17 protein-coding genes and 3 tRNA genes are annotated in these 19,415 nt (G+C 49.5%); 8 read left to right on the forward strand and 12 right to left on the reverse strand.

Annotated features, from left to right (window positions below; translation table 11 throughout):
• Positions 1-109 precede the first annotated feature (109 nt).
• Positions 110-1,681, forward strand: a complete 1,572-nt coding sequence (locus AC4BAN_RS02240; protein ID WP_490562733.1) for an NFACT RNA binding domain-containing protein — start codon at positions 110-112, stop codon at positions 1,679-1,681.
• A gap of 106 nt (positions 1,682-1,787) precedes the next feature.
• On the opposite strand, the gene AC4BAN_RS02245 is transcribed toward AC4BAN_RS02240, so the two are convergent.
• A tRNA-Leu gene (locus AC4BAN_RS02245) sits at positions 1,788-1,869 on the reverse strand.
• Positions 1,870-2,231: 362 nt separating this feature from the next.
• Here AC4BAN_RS02245 and AC4BAN_RS02250 point away from each other — a divergent pair.
• Positions 2,232-2,993: an ABC transporter ATP-binding protein gene (locus tag AC4BAN_RS02250; RefSeq protein ID WP_490562734.1), complete on the forward strand. Its 762-nt coding sequence runs from the start codon at positions 2,232-2,234 to the stop codon at positions 2,991-2,993.
• Between the two features lie 78 nt (positions 2,994-3,071).
• On the forward strand, positions 3,072-4,433 hold the full coding sequence (locus AC4BAN_RS02255; RefSeq protein WP_490562735.1) for a hypothetical protein: 1,362 nt from the start codon (positions 3,072-3,074) through the stop codon (positions 4,431-4,433).
• Positions 4,434-4,566: 133 nt separating this feature from the next.
• Here the strand turns inward: AC4BAN_RS02255 and AC4BAN_RS02260 are convergent, their stop codons facing one another.
• The 6 genes from AC4BAN_RS02260 to AC4BAN_RS02285 form a co-directional block, all read right to left on the reverse strand.
• A complete protein-coding gene (locus AC4BAN_RS02260) occupies positions 4,567-4,779 on the reverse strand; it encodes a GDCCVxC domain-containing (seleno)protein (RefSeq protein ID WP_490562736.1) in 213 nt (70 codons plus the stop codon).
• Position 4,780: 1 nt separating this feature from the next.
• On the reverse strand, positions 4,781-5,416 hold the full coding sequence (gene merTP, locus AC4BAN_RS02265) for a mercuric transport protein MerTP (protein ID WP_490562737.1): 636 nt from the start codon (positions 5,414-5,416) through the stop codon (positions 4,781-4,783).
• Positions 5,413-5,796: an ArsR/SmtB family transcription factor gene (locus AC4BAN_RS02270; protein ID WP_490562738.1), complete on the reverse strand. Its 384-nt coding sequence runs from the start codon at positions 5,794-5,796 to the stop codon at positions 5,413-5,415. Before AC4BAN_RS02270 ends, merTP begins: the two co-directional genes overlap by 4 nt.
• Before the next feature lie 112 nt (positions 5,797-5,908).
• On the reverse strand, positions 5,909-7,255 hold the full coding sequence (locus AC4BAN_RS02275) for a dihydrolipoyl dehydrogenase family protein (RefSeq protein WP_490562739.1): 1,347 nt from the start codon (positions 7,253-7,255) through the stop codon (positions 5,909-5,911).
• A 318-nt stretch (positions 7,256-7,573) separates the two neighbouring features.
• Positions 7,574-7,646 (reverse strand) — tRNA-Lys (locus AC4BAN_RS02280).
• A 144-nt stretch (positions 7,647-7,790) separates the two neighbouring features.
• Positions 7,791-7,863: transfer RNA gene (locus AC4BAN_RS02285), tRNA-Lys, on the reverse strand.
• 181 nt (positions 7,864-8,044) lie between these two features.
• Between AC4BAN_RS02285 and AC4BAN_RS02290 the strand changes: the two genes are divergently transcribed.
• Both AC4BAN_RS02290 and AC4BAN_RS02295 read left to right on the forward strand, forming a co-directional pair.
• Positions 8,045-8,671: an SH3 domain-containing protein gene (locus AC4BAN_RS02290; RefSeq protein WP_490562740.1), complete on the forward strand. Its 627-nt coding sequence runs from the start codon at positions 8,045-8,047 to the stop codon at positions 8,669-8,671.
• A gap of 185 nt (positions 8,672-8,856) precedes the next feature.
• Positions 8,857-10,137 carry a hypothetical protein gene (locus tag AC4BAN_RS02295; protein WP_490562741.1) on the forward strand — a complete coding sequence of 427 codons (1,281 nt, stop codon included), beginning with the start codon at positions 8,857-8,859 and terminating at the stop codon, positions 10,135-10,137.
• Between the two features lie 85 nt (positions 10,138-10,222).
• Here AC4BAN_RS02295 and AC4BAN_RS02300 read toward each other — a convergent pair whose 3' ends face one another.
• Positions 10,223-11,035 carry an SDR family oxidoreductase gene (locus AC4BAN_RS02300; RefSeq protein WP_490562742.1) on the reverse strand — a complete coding sequence of 271 codons (813 nt, stop codon included), beginning with the start codon at positions 11,033-11,035 and terminating at the stop codon, positions 10,223-10,225.
• A 467-nt stretch (positions 11,036-11,502) separates the two neighbouring features.
• Between AC4BAN_RS02300 and rlmD the strand changes: the two genes are divergently transcribed.
• Positions 11,503-12,855, forward strand: coding sequence for a 23S rRNA (uracil(1939)-C(5))-methyltransferase RlmD (gene rlmD / locus AC4BAN_RS02305; RefSeq protein WP_490562985.1), 1,353 nt, complete (start codon positions 11,503-11,505; stop codon positions 12,853-12,855).
• Positions 12,856-13,025: 170 nt separating this feature from the next.
• On the forward strand, positions 13,026-13,394 hold the full coding sequence (locus tag AC4BAN_RS02310) for a hypothetical protein (RefSeq protein WP_490562743.1): 369 nt from the start codon (positions 13,026-13,028) through the stop codon (positions 13,392-13,394).
• Positions 13,395-13,575: 181 nt separating this feature from the next.
• On the opposite strand, the gene thiL is transcribed toward AC4BAN_RS02310, so the two are convergent.
• A complete protein-coding gene (thiL, locus tag AC4BAN_RS02315; protein ID WP_490562744.1) occupies positions 13,576-14,601 on the reverse strand; it encodes a thiamine-phosphate kinase in 1,026 nt (341 codons plus the stop codon).
• Between the two features lie 459 nt (positions 14,602-15,060).
• On the opposite strand from thiL, the gene AC4BAN_RS02320 reads away from it, so the two are divergent.
• Positions 15,061-15,567: a hypothetical protein gene (locus AC4BAN_RS02320; protein WP_490562745.1), complete on the forward strand. Its 507-nt coding sequence runs from the start codon at positions 15,061-15,063 to the stop codon at positions 15,565-15,567.
• Between the two features lie 72 nt (positions 15,568-15,639).
• Here AC4BAN_RS02320 and AC4BAN_RS02325 read toward each other — a convergent pair whose 3' ends face one another.
• The 3 genes from AC4BAN_RS02325 to AC4BAN_RS02335 all read right to left on the reverse strand — a co-directional run bounded on the left by AC4BAN_RS02325 (position 15,640) and on the right by AC4BAN_RS02335 (position 19,344).
• A complete protein-coding gene (locus AC4BAN_RS02325) occupies positions 15,640-17,793 on the reverse strand; it encodes a ComEC/Rec2 family competence protein (RefSeq protein ID WP_490562746.1) in 2,154 nt (717 codons plus the stop codon).
• Complete coding sequence (locus tag AC4BAN_RS02330; protein ID WP_490562747.1) at positions 17,793-18,221, reverse strand: GNAT family N-acetyltransferase; 429 nt, start codon at positions 18,219-18,221, stop codon at positions 17,793-17,795. The genes AC4BAN_RS02325 and AC4BAN_RS02330 overlap by 1 nt, the downstream gene beginning before the upstream one ends.
• 85 nt (positions 18,222-18,306) lie before the next feature.
• Positions 18,307-19,344: a PhoH family protein gene (locus AC4BAN_RS02335; RefSeq protein WP_490562748.1), complete on the reverse strand. Its 1,038-nt coding sequence runs from the start codon at positions 19,342-19,344 to the stop codon at positions 18,307-18,309.
• Positions 19,345-19,415 lie beyond the last annotated feature (71 nt).

Consider the following 19,415-nt stretch of genomic DNA (forward strand, 5'->3'; position numbering starts at 1 on the left):
AACGCTATGCAGATAAATTCCTTTTAAGCTATGCTTGCCCTTATTGCACAACCTTTTGGTGTGAGCGGGTTTTTGTTCTTTTTACAGCCTCCTTACTTATAATTTATACATGCACCAGAACTACTATTTTTTAAGGCAGATCACGCAAGTACTGCAAGCCAGGCTGGTAGGCATGGAAGTTCGGACGGCTTTCAGCCAGAACAAGGATGAGCTTATACTTGGCTTTGCAAACGACAGGCAGGAATTCTATATAAAAGCGCTCCTGAGCCCTCATTTCACTTCGCTCTCCTTCCCGGAAACGTTTAACCGCGCCCGCGCCAACAGTGTGGACTTGATGGGTGCCATGCTCGGGAAAAAAGTGCAGCAAGTGGTACAGCACCTGAATGAGCGAAGCTTTTACCTGAAGCTCAGCGGAAACATGCAGCTGCTCTTTAAACTGTTTGGCAACAGGGCCAACGTCATCCTTTATCAGAAGGGCCATTCGCCGGTGCTGTTCCAGAGCAAATTTGCTACTGACGCCGACCTGCACCCCTTGCAAATGGACCGGCCACTGCCCCAGCACTACGAAGCCTTTGCGGCAGCCGATGGTAACCTGCGAAAAGTTTACCCCACCTTTGGCGACTTGCCGGCCCTATACCTGGAGCAGCGGCAGTACAGCCAGTTGCCCCTGAGCGCAAAATGGGAACTGGTGCAGCAGCTGCTGGACATCTTAGAAGCGCCGCAGCAATATTACATCACGCGCATGGCTGGCAAACTGCGCCTATCCCTTTTACCTGTCGGTGACTTGGAGCACACCTTCCAGGACCCAATAGCTGCCTTGAATGCCTATACCCGCTATTACCTTTCTGAAACCGGTTATGAGCGGCAGCATAGCCAGGCCAAACTACAGCTGGAGCGCAGGCTGCACGCCACCCAAACCGTGCTGGCGCAAACCGAGACCCGCCACAAGACACTGCTGCACGACAAGTCGTATGCACAGACAGCCGATGTGATCATGGCTAACCTGACCAACATACCGCCCCGTACGGCAGCCATCGACCTCTATGATTTTTACACTGACCAAACCCGCACCTACCAACTAAAGCAGACCGAGACACCACAGAAATTTGCGGAGCGCCTGTACCGCAAAGCCAAAAACCAGCACCTGGAGGTGCAGCAACTGGAAGAGAAAGCAGCGCGCAAGCTGGAGGAGGTGATCGTGCTCGAAGATGCCTTACAGGCCTTAGGCGAAGCCACGGATTTTAAGCAGCTCAAAAGCTTTCTGCGCGATTTTGCGCACTTGCTTGGCACCAAGCAGCAGGCACAGCAGGAGATCCCGTTCCGCGTGTTTGAGACCGAGGGCTATAAGATACTGGTAGGCAAAAGCGCTAAGAACAACGACGTGCTCACCCAGCGCCATACCTACAAAGAAGACCTGTGGCTGCATGCCAAAGATGTTTCAGGGTCGCATGTGGTGATCAAGCACCAGGCCGGTAAAACCATGCCGAATACGGTGCTCGAAAAAGCGGCACAGCTGGCAGCCTACTATAGCAAACGTAAAAACGACTCGCTCTGCCCGGTGCTGTACACACCTAAAAAATGGGTAAGGAAGCCGAAAGGCGCTGCGCCCGGATCGGTGGTGGTGGAACGAGAGAAAGTGATGCTGGTAAAACCCGAAAACCCCTTTGAAAAAAACAGGTAATCTAAAATTGTAACTGGCCTGACGTGGCGTTGGCTAGTGGAGGATGCCTACCCGGCCAAGTTGCCGGAGGCGTTTATACTTTAGGTTTCTCCGGAAGAAGAAAATGTGCGCACGGGGAGATTCGAACTCCCACACCCGAAGGCACCACCCCCTCAAGGTGGCGTGTCTACCAATTTCACCACGTGCGCTGGTAAGAGTGTGTGCAAAAGTAAAGAGCTACTTTGATATTTGCAACACGCTACGCCCACTCCCTTGCCTCCTTTAAGCAGCATGCCTACACGCCAACACTAAGTAACTGATTTACTTGCCATTAATTACCCTACTTCCGTTAGTAAGAAATAAAATAAAATTATATTCTGGAAAGCGAGAAACCATCTTATAAGTAAAACTTGTTCAAAAGGCTGGCACACTTCGTGAGCATGGCGTAATTATTGCAGTTTTTACGAAACCAGCGCTATCGATCAATAATTTAGCACTTATCAAGCGTGCACTTAACTTTATACCAGGATGGTTGTTGTAACTATGTAAGAATAAGCGTTATATATTTTTTATGAGTGTAGAGATCAGTGAGCTGTCGAAGGCGTTCGGAAAGAAGCAGGTTTTTCAGAACCTGCATTTGTCAATTAAAAAGGGAGAGTGCTATTGCCTGCTGGGCAAAAACGGGGTCGGGAAAAGCACATTCCTGAATTGCCTGCTGGATCTGATCAAACCCGACTCCGGACGTATCTCACTTTTTGGCCTGGACTACAGCCAGGAGGCCCAGGCCATTAAAAAAAACCTGGGCGCGCTCTGCGAGGATAACCCCCTGATCGAAGAATTTACCGGCCTGGAATACCTGAATTTCACAGCCAAGCTGTACAAATTAGCCCCTACTGAAGCGTACGAACGCATAACCAGCCTTACCAACTATTTCTTTACCGATCAGGAGTCGCTTCATAAGAACATTGCGGGGTATTCTACAGGTATGAAAAAGAAAATAGGCATTGCGGCTGCTATCCTGCATAAACCAGAGCTGCTTATTTTAGATGAGCCCTTCACTGGCCTGGACCCCATAGCAGCCCAGTTGCTGGTGCGCCTTATCCGCAATTACAGCACGCCCAACCGGGTGGTGCTGATTTCTTCGCATGACCTGAACTATGTAGAGAAAGTGGCAACGCACATTGGTGTGCTGCATGATGGCCAGCTTCTGTACAACGGCTCGTTGCGTGAGTTCACCATGAATGGCGATAACCTGATCGACCAGGCTTTGTTTCAGCTGCTCACCCCGCACCAGTCCAGCAGTGAGACCAACATCGACTGGATGCTGACCTAGTGAGATTTTAGCGCGAAACCTTGTAATGGCTTACCACGGCCAACATTCTAGCCAAACACCAACACCTAACCGAAACTGATGGATTTGATCTTATTTTCTTGTAGAGCACGCGTTGCCGGTTTGTTCCGTCAGAAAAAGACGCAGCGCATGCTGTTGCTTGGCCTGGGCATAGTGGGCTCTGCTTTCTATAGCTGGCTTTTCTCCTTTTTGCTAACAAAGGCACAGGAAGGCGGCATTACCCCCGGTGTACAGCAGGTGTTACAGTATGCTAACCTCCTTTTACTGGCCATCATCATACTTCGGGGTTTCTTTCCGGCTTACATTCCTAAGTCTGTGCTCATTCCTCGTATCTATCCCGTAAGCGCGCAACAAAAGTTCTGGGCGGAGTTTGTGGTAGAGCTTGTCTCACCTTTTTACTTTTTCCTGTTTAACTTCCTGGTGTTGCTCTTTCTGATGTCGCCGGAGTACACCCTGCTGCATTTTCTGCAAAGCACTGTGCTGATCTTTACCGCTCATGTAACCCTGCGGGCGCTTCAGATTTTTGTAGAGCGTAAAGTGCGTTGGCTGCACAGGCATTTTATAACCGCTGCTGTGCTGGCCGGTGGCTTTGTGGCCTTGCAAGTGCGTGTGCCCATGTTCACAGCCTCTCACGAATGGCTTTACCTGGTCGTACACCTGGCCAGCCTCGGCTTCCTGACTGGTGCGAATTTCTTTTTAGAGCAATCCGCTGCCGAACCCCGCCGAAAAGAAGCAAGTGCTAGCCAGGAGGCCCGCCGCAGCCTGGGTTGGAGGCTGTTTAAGAACCACAAACTGGCCCGCCAAATGATCATATTTGGCCTGGTGTTTAAAGGGTTCTTTCTGGCAGCTGATGCGCTTTCGTTTGTCAAGCAAGGGGAGCACATCTTTGACAAAAACGTGACGCTCTGGCTTTTTGTAGGACCTGTCATCATCTTTGCCTATGTTTTTAACAATGTGTGGGGCTTCTACAAAAACCTATGGCTTACCATAGAACGCACCAGCGGCAATTATAAAGATTTTTTGAAAGCCAGTTTGCTGCCCCTGCGGGTGCCCCTGCTGCTGGATGCCATACTTACCTTTCTGTACGTGGCCTTTTTCAATCACCCCAATGCCATGTTCATCTTTATCATGTACGCCGGTGCTGTGCTTCTCCTGGTCCCTTTTAGCCTGATTGCCTCTCTCGTAAGCCCGAAGGCGGTGAAAGGCGGCCTGTTCAGCTTCGACGCGAAGGTAAGTTACCTGTACAATTTTCTGGGGATGGGTCTTTTCGGGATGCTTTTCCTGCCATTGCTGCACCCTGTGCTCTACCTGATCTACCCGGTGCTGATCGGCGGGGTGCTGTTTGCCCTAACAACCGTAATGCGGGAGTATCCTCGGTACAAGTATAAACTCTTTGAGACTTTGTATAAAGTAGAGGCTTAGCTTACAGTTGCGGGGCGCTAGTCGTTTTAGGCCTATTCAGGACTAGGCATCAAAAACCTGCTTAGGGTATTTGCACATATCAGGTTTCACTACTGTTTTCCTTATCAGGTACTTTATAAAATGTGCAGAGCATTTATCTGCAGCAATTGTTCGCTTCCTGAATAGGCGGACAAGGGGCAGTTCCATAACTGCAGAACACACAACAGTCCCCTTGTTTCGGTTTTAGCACAGCTTGGCACTTTACACACGCATAGAAGTACTGACAAGCATCGGTAGGCATTTGTTCCGTTTGCTGGTATTCGCAAACAGGACAGGTAATGGTGCTCTCAAGCATTGTTGGGCTCATATTAGTTTTTCTTTATTTCCGTTACTTTATACCCTGTAGCATTTATAGCCTGCGTTATTTGTTTTATTCCAGTCTTAGACTTATCAAACTTCACCACTGTGTTTCCCTTGTCATAGGAGGTTTCGATCTTTAAGATACCGGCCAGTTTGCTTACTTCACTGTTCACGTGCCCTTCACACCCACTACAGGTCATCCCCTTGATTTTGATTTCTACTGTCTTGACATTGGCTGTGTCTGCTGTTGCCTGCTGCCCCTGCGTTTGAGGGTAGAAAACATGCGCGTAGGAAGGGAAAGTCAGCATAGCGGCAGCAAATACTGTTACCACAGCTAAGAATAGTTTAGTTTGCATAAATTTAGTTTTTGGAGTTAAGTCACAAGCACATCCGGTTAGTTTAACCGGCTTAAGTTTTTTATACCAGACAAGGCCCAATACCAGAATAGTTAACCCTACCAGGTAAGGTCGTAGGGGCTCAAGCCATGCAAATGAAGCAGCAATTCCGCTGGTGCCTGCCAGCAATGCAAGCACAGGAGTAATGCAGCACAAGGAAGCAGCCACGGCCGAGAGCAAACCGGCGCCAATCCAGGCCCTTTGAGCAGGTTCGCTCTGTTCTTTTAGTTCAATAGCTCGCTTTTTCATAGAGCCTTATCCCGTTGTCTGTCAGCGATTAACTCAAAATAAGGCAAAAGCTGTTTCTCCCCTTCAGGTGTTAGCGAATAGAAAATTGTTTGTGCAACCTTTTTTGTAGTCACTAGATTGCCCTTCTTCAACTTACGCAAATGCTGCGAGATGGCGGGAACGGTCATCGTCAGTATATCGCTTATGTCGCAAGGACACAGTTCCCCTTCTTCGTGCAGCAGGAAAAGAATTTTAAACCGGACCTCGTTTCCTGCCAGGCTTAAGGTATGTGCAAGCGCACGCAAAGGATACCTTAAATCATCTATTCTCTGTTTACAAGCCTTTATCTGGTGCTCATTCGCATAAACCCTGATACATGCTTTCATCTTCTCTGGCCTCATCGGTTCCGGTTTTTTTAACTGATAATACTGCAAAATTATGTCATTTCACTATTTAAGCAAAATCTTAAAAAAAGAAATGACTTATGATTTTTCGCTGCCTATTAAAGACCGCTTATACCATATAACTTAGGTCAGAAGACATAGTTGGGTAACTAAAGGGGAAACTTTTAAGATCTATGGCTTTTAGGTTTGCTTTCATGGCTAGCGCAAATATATTGATAGTTTCTTCTGCGTATGGCCCAACTAAGTGCGCACCAAGTATACGGCCATCGCTCCTGTTCACCAACACTTTAGAAGCGTAGGCTTTTGCCCGGTGCCTGCGGCCGTTAAACCAATTGCGTGCATCGTGGTAGTTAATTTCAAAATCAAATTCCTGCGCTTTGGCCTGTTGTTCTGTTAACCCGACAGAGGCCATGGCTGGTATGGTGTAGACCACTGTGGGAACCTCGGGGTAATTGATCCTTTTGGTGTTGCCTTTTATGATGTTGGTAGCGAGGTAATGCCCCTCATAAACAGCTACAGGTGTTAAAGGCAATCCAGCTGTATCTGCCACATCTCCTGCTGCGTAAACACGAGGGTTCGAAACGCTTTGCAGGAACTCATTTACTTTTATGCCTCTGTTGCCGCACGCTACGTGGCCAAGTTCTAAATTCAGCTTTTTGGTTTCAGGAACCCGGCCAATCGCGCTTACAACCAGGCCGGTATTTACTGTTTCTTTACATTTCTCCCCTTGTATGTTAACAGCGTACCCATCCGCAACTTTCTCAATGCGCTCTGCAGTACAGTTTAACCTTATGTCAATCCCTGCATAATTTGACACGCTGACTACATGCTCCACAATCTCTTTCTCAAAGTTCTTAAGTGGATGTGAGCCATGTTCTATGATGGTGACACGGCATCCTGCTCTTGCCGCAAGGTGCGCAAACTCAAACGAAATATAGCCCCCGCCCAGGAATGTAATGTGCGCTGGCAATACCGTAAGATTTAAAAACTTATCGCTCGTAATTACATGTTCGTTCCCTATGGACTTAAGTTTCCTGGGGCGTGCTCCAGTAACAATCACTATTTTCTCAGCAGTTATAATATCATTGCCAACTTGTAAAACACCTTGGTCCAGAAAGGATGCAGGTGCATGATACGTCGTGATTCCAGCCTCATTAAAACTTTTTTCCATGTCTGCCGGCACAGGAGAAGTGAAAGTCTCCTTAAAAGCTATTAGCTGCTCCCAATTGATATTCACGTCACCTTCCAGTCCCTTGCCAAGGTGCGTACGCACCTGCTCGCGTAGTGAGGCCGCATTTATAAGTACTTTTTTGGGATCGCATCCTCTCAGGGCACATGTGCCTCCATAAGGCCTAAAATCAGTGATGGCTGTTTTCAATCCTGCCTTAGCACACTTTTTAGCAATGGCGGCTCCAGCCATGCCAGTGCCAATCACAAATACGTCGTATTGAAGCATAACTTGCTTTGTTTAAGTATTTGCTTAAATACAGTACTTGCTTCACTTTTGTTCTCCTTTTCTTTAAAAGCTTTTTCCAAAATGGTAGTCCTGATTTTCCTGTGACAAGTGATAAGTGCGCTCACTGGCTACAGGAGAGTAGTTAGTCCAAATATTTATAGAACAACTTTAAAGGTGCTCCAAACCTGGCCTTTGCTCTGTACGCATACAAGGGACTGCCAGAGCAACACTAAAAAGGAGAAAGGATGTGCGAGAATTAAAAGGATCACAAAAGCAAAGGAGCCTGTCATCGCACGATGACAGGCTCCTTTGCTTTTGTGATCCCGCTGGGATTCGAACCCAGGACCCATACATTAAAAGTGTATTGCTCTACCAGCTGAGCTACAGAATCGGTACTATTTTATCCCTTAATTGGGTTGGCAAAATTAGACGCTTTATTTTAAAGTTCCAAACTAAAATTTCAGCATTTGCCTGCTCGTTATAAAAGCAGAAAGGAAAAGTCTTTCTAAAATAAAATGGCTTTTCCTTTCTATTGTGATCCCGCTGGGATTCGAACCCAGGACCCATACATTAAAAGTGTATTGCTCTACCAGCTGAGCTACAGAATCTTTTTATTAACTTGCATTCTCAAGAACGTTTCCCTGAATTGCGATGCAAAAGTAACAACCATCTGTTTAAATGCAAAATCTTTGGTTTAAAATATCCGCTTTTTTAGTGCTTAATTTGGTCATTTTAGCAAAACCAGCTTACTGTCAGGCAGATAAAACAGCGCTAGCAACAGCGGATTCTTTGTTCCAGCAGCAGCATTATTCCGAGGCGTTTGGGCTTTACGAGTCAATATTGCAAAAGCAACAGCTTTACTCCCCTCAAATGTTGCTCAAGATGGCCTACATTCAGGAAGGGCTCCACAATTATACAGGCGCCATGTATTACCTGCACCTGTTCTATACCAAAGACCCCAGCCGCTCTACGCTTAAAAAGATGGAGGAACTGGCCCAGGCCCATCGCTTGCAGGGGTATGAGTACAACGACCTGCAGTTTTTTAAAACACAGCTCAGCAAGCATTATATGCGCATTCTGGAGCTCATGCTGCTGAGCGCGGTGGTTATCGCCACTGTTATGTTTTTTAGCTGGCGCAAAGGGCACGTTTTCACAAAAACCTTCCGCTTTGGTTTTACGGCCTTTTTACTGTTTATACTTTACTATATTAATTTCCTCGATTTAGGCGATGCCGGAATCGTGCGCCGCAACGCAGTCGCTATTATGTCAGCTCCCTCAGCTGGCGCCAAATGGATTGCCACGGCCTCCGAAGGCCATAAAGTACCCATCACAGGCGAACAGGATATCTGGTACGAGATCCGTTGGAAAGGCAACATAGCCTATGTGCGTAAAAACAACTTACTGGAACTGCCTTAATACGAGCACCCCACCCTGTTACCCTAACAAGCAACTAAACAAGCACTTACCTCCCTAACTATCAACAAATAAAACCCACACTCAAAAATATATTTTAGAACCAGTATATTTTCAGATGTCAATTTTATATATTTAGGAGATTTTTTAGGGATTTACTCACAACTCAAAAAACACCTCCTGGTTATATGAAAACAATCTGTTGTTTTATCCTTCTCTTTTGCTGTGCACTTTCGCTACACGCGCAAACACCTGCGGCCAAATCGGAGAACCTTAGGGTTTTTATTGATTGTCAAACCTTTTGCGACCAAGACTACATCAAGCGCGAGATCACGTTTGTGGACTATGTGAACGACCGCTACCAGGCCAATGTCTATATCCTGATCACTTCTCAAGCTACGGGCAGTGGCGGGCGCGAATACAAGTTGCAGTTTGAAGGAAGGGATAAGTTTGAAGGCATGAAAGAGGTAAGATCTTACGTGCGCCAGGCCACCGCCACCGACGCTGAAGACAGAAAAGAAGGCACTGAGATCATTAAACTGGGCCTCTTACCCTACATCCTTAAAACAGATAAGGCCAACGACCTGTTGGTGACATTCAAAAACACGGAGAGCCAGGAAACGGAGATAGCCACCAATCCGGCAGAGGACCCCTGGAACTTCTGGGTTTTTAACCTGAGCCTGCGAGGCTACTTCAGCGGCGACAAGAACTACTCCAGCAACAGCCTCAGCAGCGAGATCAGCGCAAACCGTGTAACAGATAAACTCAAAACGAATTTCTCTTTGAGCGCCAACCAGGACAATAACCGCTATGGCGAAGGCGACGAGGAATTCAGGTACACCAACGAGCGCTATGGTTTCAGAAACACCACTGTTTTCTCGCTCAGCAAGCATTTATCGGCCGGCGGATTTATCAACGGGACGAAATCGGATTACAGCAACTATGACCTGGACCTGGCTGTGATGCCGGCCATCGAATACAATTTCTTCCCTTACTCGGAGTCAAATAACCGCTACCTGGGTTTAATGTACAAAGCAGGCCCGCGCTACTTTAACTACATCGAGGAAACGATCTATTCCGAAACTTCCGAGCTACGGTTTCAGCAGAGCCTGTCCCTGGACCTGAGCTATAACCAGAAATGGGGGCAGATCAGCGGATCCACCTCCTACAGCCATTACTTCCACGATCTGTCAAAAAAGAGGCTCTCCTTCTCCGGCTTCGCGGACATCCGCCTGTTCAAGGGGTTTTCGTTTAACCTTGGAGGCTATTACGCCATACAGCACGATCAGCTGAACATCATCAAGGGCAATGTAACCGACCAGGACCTGCTCACGCGTCGCCGGCAGCTCAACTCCAACTATGATTTCTTCTTTAACTTTGGCGTCCGCTACAGGTTCGGCTCCCTGTTCAACAACGTCGTAAACCCAAGGTTCAACGGCGGCGGCGGAGGCACTGTTTACTATTTCTAACCGGTAGCGGAAGCTGCGCTTCAGTTAACAAGGCACTCGTATAAAGCTGACGGCACCAGCCTCCCTGCGCCTGAGGCGCGTAAAGTTAGTTCTGCTGTAAAGGCGAGTCTTTTTCTTTTGCCATCACGTTATAAACCAGCTTGTCGGCCAGGCTCGGGAAGAGCTTGTTCACCCACACGGCCAGTTTTCCCTGCGTGGTCATCACCAGGTCGCGTTTGCGCTTGATGGTGGCCTGCAGAATTCTGGAGGCTACTTCTTCGGCGCTCATCATCTTCTCTTCCGTGCGCGGGGTTTCGCCTTGCTGCTGCCCATCGGCAGCTAAGGCAGTGTTACGTATGTTGGAGGCCGTAAACCCGGGGCAGGCCAGCAATACATGCACGCCAGAGTAAAGCAGTTCGGTGCGCAGCGTTTCCAGGAAACCGTGCATGGCAAACTTGGAGGCAGAGTAACCCGTGCGGGCGGGCAGCCCCCTATAACCTGCAATAGAAGAAATGCCCACTACCGAGCCTTTAGTGGCTTTTATATACGGCAGCGCATACTTGGTGCTGTACACGGTACCCCAAAAGTTGATGTCCATCACTTGCCGCAGCACATCCAGGTCCAGGTCCTCAAACAAGGCACGCATCGAAATTCCGGCATTGTTTATCAGAATATCCAACTGCCCAAACCTGGCCAGGGTATCCTGCACCATGCGCTCGCAGTCAGCCTCCTTGCTCACATCCGCCTGAATCGCCAGGTGATCGATGCTTTCCTGTGCCAGTTCCGCGCTGGTTTCGTTGAGCCCCTGCTGCTTGCGGCCCGAGAAAGCCACCCGCGCTCCTGCCCTGCCAAACGCGAAGGCCAGTGCCTTGCCAATACCGGATGTGCCGCCTGTGATTAGAACAACCTTGTTTTTCATGTAATTTCGCTCTGCTTGAAATGCTTCTGCAAAGATATTGATTATTGTTGATTGCAAGGAATTGTCCGCGCCAGGCAGAGTTTTGGATAGAAGCGCATGTTGTGGCTCCGCCGCCTTTTTGTACTTATTGTTTTAAATCCTTCGCAATTATAGCAGGATAATTCAGCTACTTTTAAATTCCTCCAGCCTTTGCTGCGAGACTCTATCTTTTTCAAGTCCCTCCTCCCGCTGGCAGGAGGTTAGGAGGACGGTAATTGCAAGAGCTTTCCAAGTAAAAAGATGCCCTCTCCCCAGCCCTCTCCCACAGGGCGAGGGAGCTTTTTGACACGTAGGTTAATGCAAGCAGAGGCTGCTTGCAATTTTAATCCCTGTTCTCGTTTGTCCTCATTTTTTTCTAATTTTGCACCATCGTGAGAAAGAAGCAAAGAAATAAATTCGAGGTACTCGAAAACATACGCATCGAGGAGATGGTAGCCGAGGGCAAGTGCCTGGCGCGCTACGAGAACATGGTGATATTTGTGCCCGGTGTAGCACCCGGCGACGTGGTTGACCTGCGCATTACCCGCAAGAAAAAAAGTTTTATGGAAGCCCAGGCTATTGCCTTTCATGCGCTTTCGGAGTTGCGTGTGGCGCCTTTCTGTGAGCATTTTGGCGTGTGCGGCGGCTGCAAGTGGCAGCACATCGGCTACGATACGCAACTGCACTACAAACAAAAGCAGGTACAGGACAACCTGGAGCGCATCGGCAAAATCCCGCTTCCGGCATTCGACCCGATACTGGGTTCTGCTAAAACGCGCTATTACCGCAACAAGCTGGAGTATACTTTCTCGAACAACGGCTGGTTGACGAAAGAGCAGATCCAGTCGGGGGAGGAATTCGACCGGAATGCGCTGGGCTTTCACATCCCCGGCCGCTTCGATAAGATCCTCGATATCAAACACTGCTACTTGCAGCCGGACCCTTCTAACGCGATCCGCCTGGCTGTGCGCGCCTATGCCATAAACAATGGCCTGTCCTTTTTCGATCTGGTAAAACAGGAAGGCTTCCTGCGCAACCTCATCATCCGCACGGCCAATACCGGAGAGCTGATGGTGATCGTGCAAGTATTCTACGAGGACCAGGAAGCCTTGCAGCCATTGCTGGAGCACCTGGCCGACAAATTCCCTGAGATAACCTCGCTTCAGTATGTCGTGAACCCGAAAGGAAACGAAACTTTCCATGACCTGGAGGTGATCTGCTACAAAGGATTGCCCTACATTCATGAGGAAATGGAAGGCATCCGTTTCCGCGTTGGTCCGAAGTCTTTTTACCAGACCAATGCCGATCAGGCTTATGCGCTTTACAAATTAACCCGCGAGCTGGCAGGTTTAACCGGAGGCGAACTGGTGTACGACCTGTATACAGGGGCCGGCACCATCGCCAACTTTGTGGCCAGGCAGTGCCGCGAGGTAATCGGCATTGAGTATGTGCCCAGTGCCATCGAAGATGCCATGATCAACTCTCAGATCAATAACATCACCAACACCACGTTTTACGCCGGCGATATGAAAGACATCCTTTCGGATGAGCTGGTAGCGCGCCATGGCAGGCCCGATGTCGTGATCACGGATCCGCCAAGAGCAGGCATGCACGTAGATGTGGTGGAAAAACTGTTGCAGGTGCACCCGAACCGCATCGTATACGTTAGCTGTAACCCCGCCACACAGGCCCGCGACCTGGAGTTGCTTTCGGCAAAGTATGACGTGACCCGCGTACAACCCGTGGATATGTTTCCGCAGACACACCATGTAGAGAATATTGTATTATTAACCGCTAAATAGATATTAGTAGCTCGTATTTTGTATCACGTTACTGGATATTAAGATGAAATATTGTGTGACACAGGAAGCTTAAATAGCTCAGAATCTTACTTCACACAGTTTTACCTCTGATATACATGCGCATATATCGTGATACCTGATACGAACTACCTGATACGCCAAAAACATATATGGAAAACGATCCGGAATTAAACGGTAAATACCTCGGCACTATCTCCAAAGACTTTGTGGTGGTAGCCGAAACGCTAAAGGAAGCATCTTACCAGGTGCGCAAGCGCAAAATATCCGATTACCCGATCTTTGTGTTCAGCCGCACGCAGCTGCCGATTGGCTCCGTGTTTCTGGCCAAAGAGGAAGCTGCCCTGGAGTGGCACATCAATGCCTCGTACCTCGAGGACTTTGTTCAGCGCCAACTGGTGATGCCCGAGAAAGTGGACGAGTTTAAGGGCGCTTACCGTGACCCGGATGAATTCTGCTGCCTGTTTGTAGCGGACGGTGACTTTCAGAACTTCATCTTTATTCCCTTCCCCGAGGATTAGCCCTTACCTGGCACATGCTGCCTGCCACAAAGTATAGCCAGGCTAACGGCAGTTGCTTGTGGCAGTACTTTACGCCCTAAACCCAAAAGCGGGCTTTACCTATAAGTTGGTAAAGCCCGCTTTTGGGTTTAGGGCGCGTGCATAAGGCTAAAATCCGTGCCAGACACAAAGTTAATCCGGCTTAAAAATGACTCCAACCCTGCGCTTTCAGGGGGTAGGAATTGCCGTGCTTCGTGGCAATGTTCACCCCTTCGCTGGCTTCCGTAATTTTCCCGATGATGCTGATGTCGGGGTGGTTCTTCAGTTTTTCATGGTCAGCGAGTGGCACCGTGAAGAGGAGCTCGTAATCTTCGCCGCCGTTCATGATGCACGTCAGCGGATCGATGTTGAACTCCATGGCGGTTTCCAGCATCTGGCCATCGGCAGGCAGGTTGTCCTTGTACACAGTGGCACCCACCTGTGACTGGCTGCAGATATGGAAGAGCTCAGAGGCCAGGCCATCCGAAATATCGATCATGGAGGTGGGTTTTATGCCGCGCTCTTTCAGGTCATAGATCACATCCATGCGGGCCTCGGGCCTTAGCTGGCGGCCCACGATGTATTGCTTTCCTTCCAGTTCCGGCTGCATGTCCGGGTTTGCCAGGAATGCCTGTTTCTCGCGCTCCAGCACCTGCAGGCCCATATAGGCCGCCCCTAAATCGCCGGTTACGCATACCAGGTCATTCACCTGGGCGCCACTGCGAAGCACAGCCTCCCCTTTCACTATCTCGCCTATGGCAGTTACGCTAATGATCAGGCCCGAGTTAGAAGAGGTCGTGTCTCCCCCAACCAGGTCTACTTTATAGTTTTCGCAGGCCATGCGGATGCCCTCGTAAAGTTCTTCCACAGCCTCCACCGTATACCGTGCGCCCAGGGCAATATTTACGGTAATTTGTGTGGGTATGGCATTCATGGCAGCAATATCCGATACATTTACAGCCACGGCCTTATACCCTAAATGCTTCAGAGGGCAGAAAGTCAGGTCGAAATGCACTCCTTCCAGCAGCATGTCGCTGGAGACTACCAACTGCTTTTCCTGGGGCTCGATGATGGCCGCATCGTCGCCGATGCCTTTGATCGTGGAGTCCTGCCGTAGCTCAACCTTTTCTTTTATCAGTCTGATCAGGCCAAACTCGCCTACTTCGCTTAATGAGGTATAGTCTGTCATCTTTTTCTTGTTTTGGAAATACAAAGGTAAGGAATTGACGGGAGGTTTTAACGTGTCTGTAATTCCTCATCAGGGCCTGGTTTCATGAATGATCGGAAGCATGGCAGGTTCATGTTCACAAAACCCTAACTTTGCTACCTGACTTTTAAGCAACTCTAATCTATTGTTAAGCATTACATTTCATATTTCTAAAATCGAAACTTGTAAACTTAGCCCTTGCATCTGGAGCAACTATTTCCGGCAAATCTCTTAACTTGCGTGTGCAATTAAGAAAAACAAATTTCCTGAGTTAGCGCGAAGTCCGTGCCCGGAAATTTACTGCTCCAATTCGCTTGTAAATGCTGATAGGAACGACTAAAAAAAAATTCCCCATTGCCGGAACATATCGAAAAATATCCTGTTAAGTTCACAAAAAGAATCTGTGCCAGCGTAAGGATCGTATGTAATCAACGTTAATTTATGAAAGACTCTTCTACTACATCAGACCTGCCGGCAAAAGAACTTCAAGAGTTTAAGGAGTCACTGGCAGCCTCGGGTGTTCCGGGTGCGCTGCACTACCTCAATAACAGAACACCGCATCGCTACACAGGTGTTTACCGGTTCGATGGCGCTATTTTGCGCAACATAGCGCTGTACGACAGGTATGACCCTAGTCTGGAGAAAGGGGAAGATGCTCCTATGGAAGCGACTTATTGCTCGTTGGTACAAAAACAAAAAGCTCTTGAGATACAGGACGCCACCCAGGATGACCGGGTAAAGGGTGTGGTCATCACACCCGTCATCTCTTACTGCGGCGTCTTGATCAAGGATGCTGATGGAAACCCCTTTGGCACCTTGTGCCATTTCGACATGAAGCGCTGCCAGGAGCGTATGTCAGATTTTCCATTAGTAGAGGCTGCCACCTCCCTGATATATGAGTACCTGCTTCAAAAAGGGATGTTAACGAATACCGGCACCCAACGTTAAGGCCATATTTTTTGCATAGGTTCTGAAAACAGTTAACCGCTGTTCTTTAAAGTCGCTTCTATCAAAAGGCCATTACATTAGCCCAGGAGTGGCACTAGTGAATCCCTCGTTCCCTTCAGCCCCCAACACAAACGCCCCTTGTTCGGCTACGTCGTAGTAAGGTATTGGCAGTTTATCCAATTGCTTTTTAAGCTTTTCTCTGTACCACACACTGCTCGAGGCATCAAAAATAACGCGTTGAAAAGTATATTTCTCAAGCTGTTCCGGCCTGATGCGCACATTGTTCCGAAGCAGGATATAATCTACCTGTAGCTGTGTTTTGGGTTGCAGACCCGGCGGGCCGGAAAGTATAAGCCAGCGTTGTCGGTGCCATACCAGCAGTTGGTTGCCATCCGGTAGCAGCACAGCAGGAATGGCAGGCGAACCAGCTTGCTCTAATGATAAAAACCCTGGCTGTTGCACCCCTTTCGCCCAAAGATGCGGCTGCACGTTAAACGTGTAATTTTCTTCGTTCTGCAGCAAAGCCGAGTCGGCCAGCAGTGTTGCCTGCTGGCCCGCCACCAACGAAATACCAGTGCTGCCACGCAGGTTATACACGGTTAGCAACGCCTGCTTTTTCTGCTCGCTTACTTCCATTATCTCCAGCGCTGAGAGCAGGGCAACCAGGGCTGCAGCCACGCCAAAGTAGCGCAATTTTTTCCGGGCCAGGAACAGGAGCAAAGCCAGCAGCAACAAGTATAACAGCACAGTCTGGAGCAGCGTTACATCGATGCCGTTAATGAGCGCTCCCGGCAGTTGCTGCACCCACACGTTAAACTCATTCATCAGCCAGATAATGCCAAAATGAATTTTGAACAACAGCCAGCCGAGTAAAGGCACCCAGCTAAAGGCCAGCGCCACCATACCCGCATACAGCACCAGCGTGGCCATCGGAACCACCACCACATTTGCCAGCCAGAAGTATACCGGGAACTGGTGAAAGTAAAAAAGACCGAGCGGAAAAGTGGCCAGCTGGGCGGCAATGGCCACCGTGAACAGGGCCCATACTTTGTCCGGGAGCCAGTAATTGAACTCGAGCAAGGCGTATAGCCGCGGCTGCAGGTATACAATGCCCAGAACGGCCAGAAAAGACAATTGGAAACCAACCTCCAGCAGGTTATAAGGATTAACAAATAGCAGCACCAGCGCAGCGATGGAAACCGTGTTGTAGATATTCGTGCGCCGTTTCAGGGCCAGCCCCACCGTAACCAGGCTAAACATGAGCACGGCCCGCAGCACCGAAGGCGACAAGCCCGTAATAAAAGCATAGAGCCAAAGTATGAGCAGCGTAGCCATGGCCCCCACAAAGCGCTGGCTGGGGGTGCGGTTGAACCGCACCAGCAGCAGCATGAGCACCGAAAAGATCAAGCCGACGTGCAAGCCCGATACCGCCAGCACATGCATGGTGCCGGTGTTCGCATAGGTCTTCCGGATGCTGTTGTTTAGCTCGTCCTTCACGCCCAACAGCAGCGCCGAGGCAATGCCATACTCGCGTTTCGCGTCCAGGTTTTGCTGCAGCAGCGCGTCGAGCTTGCGGCGCAGTTGGATGCTGTAGAACTGCACCCCCAGCGGAGGCGCACTACCGATTTTACTATACTGGAAAGCCTGCAGGTAGTGGCGGTGATAGATGTTCTTGTTGGCCAGGTAGTCCCGGTAATCGAACTGATTGGGGTTAGCCGGGGGTGCCACCCGCTGGGGCGCCCCTTTCAGCAGCAGCACATCGCCATACGCAAGTTCATAGGCCATGTCAGAATCGTGGGGTACGGAGAGCTGCACCTTGCCGATGGCCGCCTGCCAGGAGCCGTTCAGCAGTACCTGCTCCACGCTGAGCACCGTGCTTTGGTAACCGGGCTTCTGCACCACATAGTCGGTTACCACGCCTGTATAGTAGGCAGGTGCCCCCTGCAAATGCAGCAAGTGTTCCGGCTGGTTCGATGCGGTGTGGTAGTGGGCAGTAAAAAGTCCGGCTGTAAAGAAGGCCAGCAGCCCGATGATGCCGGCCATGTTGGTGGCGAAAGCCGATTTATACTTGCCTGCCACAAGGGCTGCTGCCAGAAAGGCGGCAACGAAAAAGGCAAAGAGCGCAGCGCTAAAGCCGAAATCCTTGCCTGTGGTGATATACAGCAGAATGCCCGCTATAAAACTCAGCGTGACGCGCACAAACGGATATGGCGCCCACCGCAGCATTAGCCTTTGTACACCATTTTATAATGATCGATGGCACACTCGCTGAATACCTCTCCCTCCGTCTCGAACCCGTGGCGCTTGTAGAAATTAACTGCCGGCAACTGGGCGTTCAGGTATACTTTTTTGCCGCTGTGCGCCTGTTCAACATCCTCTAAAACGGCCCGCAGCACCTGGGCACCCACGCTTTTATTGCGATAGGGCTGCAACACAGCAAAACGTTCGAGCTTAACTCCCTCCTGGGTTACCCGCCAGCGCGCCGCGCCGCAGGCAACACCGTCGCAGGTGGCCAGGTAATGGCTTGCCTCCTGCTCATACTGGTCGTATTCGGCCTCGCGCGGCACTTTCTGCTCGTGCACAAACACCTGCTCCCTTATACTAAAGGCCGCTTTCCGGTCCTGTTCGTTGTCAATTCGTTTCAGCTCAATCATGCTGTAAAGTATACATCTTTATAAAGCATACGGAGGCGCAATAAATTACTGCGCCTCCGTAAGGTCTTGGATATTTTAATTATCTTTAATCTGCCTTTACAGGCCTTCTGTTGCCGTTAAATCGTACCGGGCCTCCGTCTTCAGATGCTTTTCCGTCCTCGCGGGCAGCACGGCGCTCTTCCTCCAGTTTGGTGTAGGCGTTCACGATATCGCGCACCAGCCTATGGCGCACCACGTCATCTGCCGACATTTCCACAAAGCCGATTCCCTTCACGCCTCTCAGAATGTTGAGCACCTCCATCAGGCCGGAGCGCTGGTTGCGCGGCAAATCCACCTGCGACCAGTCGCCGTTCACCATCACTTTGGCGTTGGGCCCCATACGGGTCAGGAACATCTTCATCTGCGCCGGGGTGGTGTTCTGGGCCTCATCCAACAGCACGAAAGCATTGTTCAGCGTTCGGCCGCGCATGTACGCCAGCGGGGCAATCTCAATGATCTTGTTATCCTGGTAATACTTCAGCTTTTCAACGGGTATCATGTCCTCCAGGGCGTCATAGATCGGGCGCAGGTATGGGTCAACCTTCTCCTTCATGTCGCCGGGCAGGAAACCCAGGCTTTCGCCGGCCTCTACCACGGGCCTGGAGATGATGATCTTTTTCACCTCCTTGTTCTTGAGCGCACGCACCGCCATAGCCACCGAAACGTAGGTTTTACCGGTACCGGCAGGCCCGAGGGCAAACACCAGGTCGTTCTTCTCCACGGCATCCACCAGTTTCTGCTGGTTCGGGGTTTTGGCCTTGATAATGCCGCCCTTACTGCCATACACAATGATATCCGAAGAGGTAACAATCACCTCCTCATCCGTAAAAGCGTCGGCTGAAAGGTATCTATTCACGCTGTTATACGTAATCTTCCCGAACTTGTGGTAATGGTCTATAAGTGATGAAAGGATCTCGTGAATCTTGGTGATCTCGGGCGTCTGGCCCTGGATCTTTATCTCGTTGCCCCTGGAAATGATCTTGCTGCTTGGAAAAGCGGCCGCCAATTGCTTTATGTTTTGGTTCTCTGTTCCCAGGAAATCAATCAGAGAAATATTTTCTAAGGTTATTACTTTCTCTACCAAATGCTTATCTCCGTATATAGTAAGTTGGTTATATAATTTTTATTTCCTTAAATTAGATCTATTATGATGAC

The organism is Pontibacter sp. GD13, from assembly GCF_058216355.1.

What these genes read in the sequence shown, in the direction of transcription:
- AC4BAN_RS02240 (WP_490562733.1), top strand. Translation starts at nt 110, where the DNA reads ATGCACCAGAACTACTATTTTTTAAGGCAGATCACGCAAGTACTGCAA.
- AC4BAN_RS02250 (WP_490562734.1), top strand. Translation starts at nt 2,232, where the DNA reads ATGAGTGTAGAGATCAGTGAGCTGTCGAAGGCGTTCGGAAAGAAGCAG.
- AC4BAN_RS02255 (WP_490562735.1), top strand. Translation starts at nt 3,072, where the DNA reads ATGGATTTGATCTTATTTTCTTGTAGAGCACGCGTTGCCGGTTTGTTC.
- AC4BAN_RS02260 (WP_490562736.1), bottom strand. Translation starts at nt 4,779, where the DNA reads ATGAGCCCAACAATGCTTGAGAGCACCATTACCTGTCCTGTTTGCGAA.
- merTP (WP_490562737.1), bottom strand. Translation starts at nt 5,416, where the DNA reads ATGAAAAAGCGAGCTATTGAACTAAAAGAACAGAGCGAACCTGCTCAA.
- AC4BAN_RS02270 (WP_490562738.1), bottom strand. Translation starts at nt 5,796, where the DNA reads ATGAGGCCAGAGAAGATGAAAGCATGTATCAGGGTTTATGCGAATGAG.
- AC4BAN_RS02275 (WP_490562739.1), bottom strand. Translation starts at nt 7,255, where the DNA reads ATGCTTCAATACGACGTATTTGTGATTGGCACTGGCATGGCTGGAGCC.
- AC4BAN_RS02295 (WP_490562741.1), top strand. Translation starts at nt 8,857, where the DNA reads ATGAAAACAATCTGTTGTTTTATCCTTCTCTTTTGCTGTGCACTTTCG.
- AC4BAN_RS02300 (WP_490562742.1), bottom strand. Translation starts at nt 11,035, where the DNA reads ATGAAAAACAAGGTTGTTCTAATCACAGGCGGCACATCCGGTATTGGC.
- rlmD (WP_490562985.1), top strand. Translation starts at nt 11,503, where the DNA reads ATGGTAGCCGAGGGCAAGTGCCTGGCGCGCTACGAGAACATGGTGATA.
- AC4BAN_RS02310 (WP_490562743.1), top strand. Translation starts at nt 13,026, where the DNA reads ATGGAAAACGATCCGGAATTAAACGGTAAATACCTCGGCACTATCTCC.
- thiL (WP_490562744.1), bottom strand. Translation starts at nt 14,601, where the DNA reads ATGACAGACTATACCTCATTAAGCGAAGTAGGCGAGTTTGGCCTGATC.
- AC4BAN_RS02320 (WP_490562745.1), top strand. Translation starts at nt 15,061, where the DNA reads ATGAAAGACTCTTCTACTACATCAGACCTGCCGGCAAAAGAACTTCAA.
- AC4BAN_RS02325 (WP_490562746.1), bottom strand. Translation starts at nt 17,793, where the DNA reads ATGCTGCGGTGGGCGCCATATCCGTTTGTGCGCGTCACGCTGAGTTTT.
- AC4BAN_RS02330 (WP_490562747.1), bottom strand. Translation starts at nt 18,221, where the DNA reads ATGATTGAGCTGAAACGAATTGACAACGAACAGGACCGGAAAGCGGCC.